The organism is Moorena sp. SIO3B2, from assembly GCF_010692525.1.
GTDB classification, from domain to species: domain Bacteria; phylum Cyanobacteriota; class Cyanobacteriia; order Cyanobacteriales; family Coleofasciculaceae; genus Moorena; species Moorena producens.
This window is the reverse complement of sequence record NZ_JAAHHE010000566.1, coordinates 1-3,111: the sequence shown is the minus strand read 5'-3', so window position 1 is coordinate 3,111 and position 3,111 is coordinate 1. Positions and strand designations below refer to the sequence as shown.

Annotated in this window: 5 protein-coding genes and 1 pseudogene; 1 reads left to right on the top strand and 5 read right to left on the bottom strand. The window is 42.4% G+C overall.

Annotation, left to right across the window (positions count from 1 at the left end; translation table 11 throughout):
• A pseudogene (locus F6K38_RS38060) lies at window positions 1–212 on the top strand (heavy metal translocating P-type ATPase); the annotation flags it as partial.
• A gap of 332 nt (window positions 213–544) precedes the next feature.
• On the opposite strand, the gene F6K38_RS38055 reads toward F6K38_RS38060, so the two are convergent.
• The 5 genes from F6K38_RS38055 to F6K38_RS38035 are packed head-to-tail and all read right to left on the bottom strand — an operon-like array spanning window position 545 to window position 3,109.
• Window positions 545–985 (bottom strand): HNH endonuclease, encoded by a 441-nt coding sequence (locus F6K38_RS38055; protein ID WP_287257087.1) that lies wholly within the window; start codon window positions 983–985, stop codon window positions 545–547.
• Window positions 986–1,015: 30 nt separating this feature from the next.
• On the bottom strand, window positions 1,016–1,273 hold the full coding sequence (locus F6K38_RS38050; protein ID WP_287360141.1) for a hypothetical protein: 258 nt from the start codon (window positions 1,271–1,273) through the stop codon (window positions 1,016–1,018).
• 38 nt (window positions 1,274–1,311) lie between these two features.
• Window positions 1,312–1,641 (bottom strand): hypothetical protein, encoded by a 330-nt coding sequence (locus tag F6K38_RS38045; RefSeq protein ID WP_287253774.1) that lies wholly within the window; start codon window positions 1,639–1,641, stop codon window positions 1,312–1,314.
• Window positions 1,642–1,687: 46 nt separating this feature from the next.
• Window positions 1,688–2,659 (bottom strand): NAD(P)-dependent alcohol dehydrogenase, encoded by a 972-nt coding sequence (locus F6K38_RS38040; RefSeq protein ID WP_287253776.1) that lies wholly within the window; start codon window positions 2,657–2,659, stop codon window positions 1,688–1,690.
• A gap of 51 nt (window positions 2,660–2,710) precedes the next feature.
• Window positions 2,711–3,109, bottom strand: coding sequence for a P-loop NTPase family protein (locus F6K38_RS38035; protein ID WP_502709647.1), 399 nt, complete (start codon window positions 3,107–3,109; stop codon window positions 2,711–2,713).
• Between the last annotated feature and the right edge of the window lie 2 nt (window positions 3,110–3,111).

Genomic DNA, 3,111 nt, shown 5'->3' with positions numbered 1-3,111 from the left:
CCTCTAAAGTAGCAGAAGCGATCGCGATCGCCCGCCGAACCCTAGGTATTGTTTGGCAAAATATTATTATTGCTTTGGCAGTGAAAGTCGTCTTTATTGCCCTGGGCGCGATGGGGGTAGCAACTCTCTGGGAAGCTGTATTTGCCGATATGGGAGTGGCTCTATTAGCGATTCTTAATGCTAGTCGGGTATTGCAAATAAGGGAGGGGTGAATATGTGTAGAAATTATTTAAGCTTTTAACTATGTTCATGCAACACATCTCTTGTAAACTGAGGAGAATCAGAAGGAATAGGGTTTTGTTGCATTCGCTCAACAAGTAACCTTAAAAAATTTTTTCTAGCCTCAATATCGGTAATCTGAGGAGGAATGACTTGAGGGGAAAGCTCCATCATAATAAGAATTAGGGGTAGATTAGTTAGTTACTTAAAGTTTAGCCTATACAAAGGTAAGCATATGCGCTACGCGCAATCGGTGCTTTTAGCTGCGACCCGTGGTGAATTTAATTCTTCATGGGTCAAGCGCACCTAAGGAAGATGATTTTATTTATGCTTTCATTTGTTTTAAGGCTTCAGGTGAAGGGTATCTATTTACCTCAATCAACAATTGTCTTTCTAAAATGCGATCGCTACTATTAAACTGTAAAATTCTGGCTGTGACTTCCCCAATATCTGTTAAAGATTGAATCATTGCACCCTCAAGACGAAAATGCTCAGACCATTGCTCTCGTCTAGGATTAAAAAATCTCACCAGATCACCTGTGGGCCAAATAATTGACCCTAAATCTGTTCCTTTATTTAGGTTACAATACAAACAAGCATAGGCTAAATTTTCCGCAGTCGTTTCACCCCCATGCTTGACACTAATAATGTGGTCAAATTGACACCCACCGCTATCCTGTTCAGAAATCAGACAATATTCACACAAACCTTTAGCCCGCTGACTGACTAATCGTTTCAGTTCTTTAGTGATATACTGTCTAGGCATAATTAATTTATTTATATACTTCTCTCTATACTAAGAGACAGATTTAAGGTATTGATGAGCTCTAGCTTTCGTCAATCTAATTAGATGTTCGACCACTAAAAACTGTTCAAGTTCGTTTTTTTCAGATGGGGATAAATCTCCTAATTTTGCTCGTTCCACTAAATCGTCTATCTGTTCCTTTGTAGCTTCCGAATATTTAAAATTAGTCACACTTTCTGGGCTAGTTCCTTGAGCAATAAAATTAATAAATTCATCGTATATTTTTTGATTTTTTACTAAAGTCGTCATGGTCACATTCCGAACAACGATAACAATGGGCAACTATATTATAGACAATCAGGGGATAGAATTGGTAAAATCAATATCTCTTGATCGATTTCTTGCCGATAGGCAGCAATTTCAGGCTGTAGATCGTCAAAGGTCGGGTCATCCTTAAACCATCCAAATTTATCCAGCCAAGGATTTCCTGTCTTCCCTAGTAGGGGAATGTCAACTTCAACTACTTCAACCTGATTAGTTAGATAGTCAAGTAGTTGGGCTTTAAGCTGATTGATGGCAGCATCACGGCTATTTTCTACAACCATGACTTCGGGCCATTCTTTGGCACGGGCGATATATTTATCGTTTTCTCTACTGAGGATAACTTCATAAATCATGACTCCATTTCCTGCTCATCTTTAGTGGCTATTTCAATTTTACCTCTTACTCTAGAGCGACAACCACTTTGCCCTGATGTTTGCCTATACCGAAATACTGGATCATTTCAGGCACTTCACTTAATGTGTAAGGGCCATCTAGCACGGGCTTGACATCGCCAGCTTTGAAAAGCTTATTGATGTAATCCAAATCCTTGTTTGGTTTGAGAGTAACCAGACAGACTCTCTTATTGCTAAATATACGAATGATTGCCTGCAAGAGTAATACCTGAAAAAGACAAGCGGTGTCCCCCCCAACCGTTACATAGGTTCCCTGGGGATTCAGTACACGTAGATAATTGAATATCGAGCGATTTGTCTTGGTATCTAGTATCAAGTCGTACCGTTCCTTGCCCTGTGTAAAGTCTTCCTGGGTGTAATCGATCGTTTGCCCAAATCCGACTGAGTGCATCATGTCGAATTTATCAGAGCTATCCACTCCAGTCACGTCAGTCACGCCAATGGATTTGGCGATCTGCACAGCCAACGTACCAACACCACCACCTGCACCGTTGATCAATACTTTTTGTCCGGGCTGGATCTGTCCTTGATCAACCAAACCTTGTACTGCTAGCATTGCGGCATGGGGAAGTGCTGTGGCTTCAACAAATGTCATGGGGTCAGGCTTCAAGGCTAAAGCCGTTTCAGGCACACAGACATACTCGGCAAATCCACCAAACCCACATTCAGAAATATCTCCATAGACCGCATCACCAGGTTTAAACTGCGTGACATTGGGGGCGATCGCTTCAACTCGTCCGGCGATTTCAGCACCAGGAATTGGGATGTTTGGCTTAAACAGACCACAGAGCAAACGGATATAAAATGGTGTGCCTCGCATCAGGCACCAGTCCCAGTCATTGATCGCTGTGGCCTGAATTTTGACTAAGACTTCACCCTCCTTCGGCTTTGGTTTTTCTACCTCTTGAAGCTCAAGCACATCTGATGAACCATATTTTGTTAAAACAATTGCTTTCATGAATTTCTATGTCTTTGATAGTGGTGTATTCCATTGCTGATGTGGACCGGCTTACCCTCCAAATTCTGTCACCATAGTTTCCAAAAAATGCTTTACCTCTTGGGGCGATCGCAAATGGTAAACCTGCTTTGTTGCTTTAGCCGCTTCCACATAAGTGCGGTACTTGGGCGTTAGCTTTTTATGACACAACCAGACCGTGTTATAGGAATTCAGTGTGCCTTTTAGTAGGGGACTATTTTCAGGCCAGCCTTCCGGTGGCACCCAAAGACTTTTAGCAAATCGCTTTGTGACCCACCAGTAATGTCGCAGCACAGCCATATCGAGATAGACCAGGGTATCGGCTACATCTAGCCGTTGCCACACGGTATCGAGTGAGCCAAATCCATCAACGATCCATTGCTCCTGTTGCAAGAGGTGATCATGGGCGGCTTTAAACTCGGCATGGGGCACCT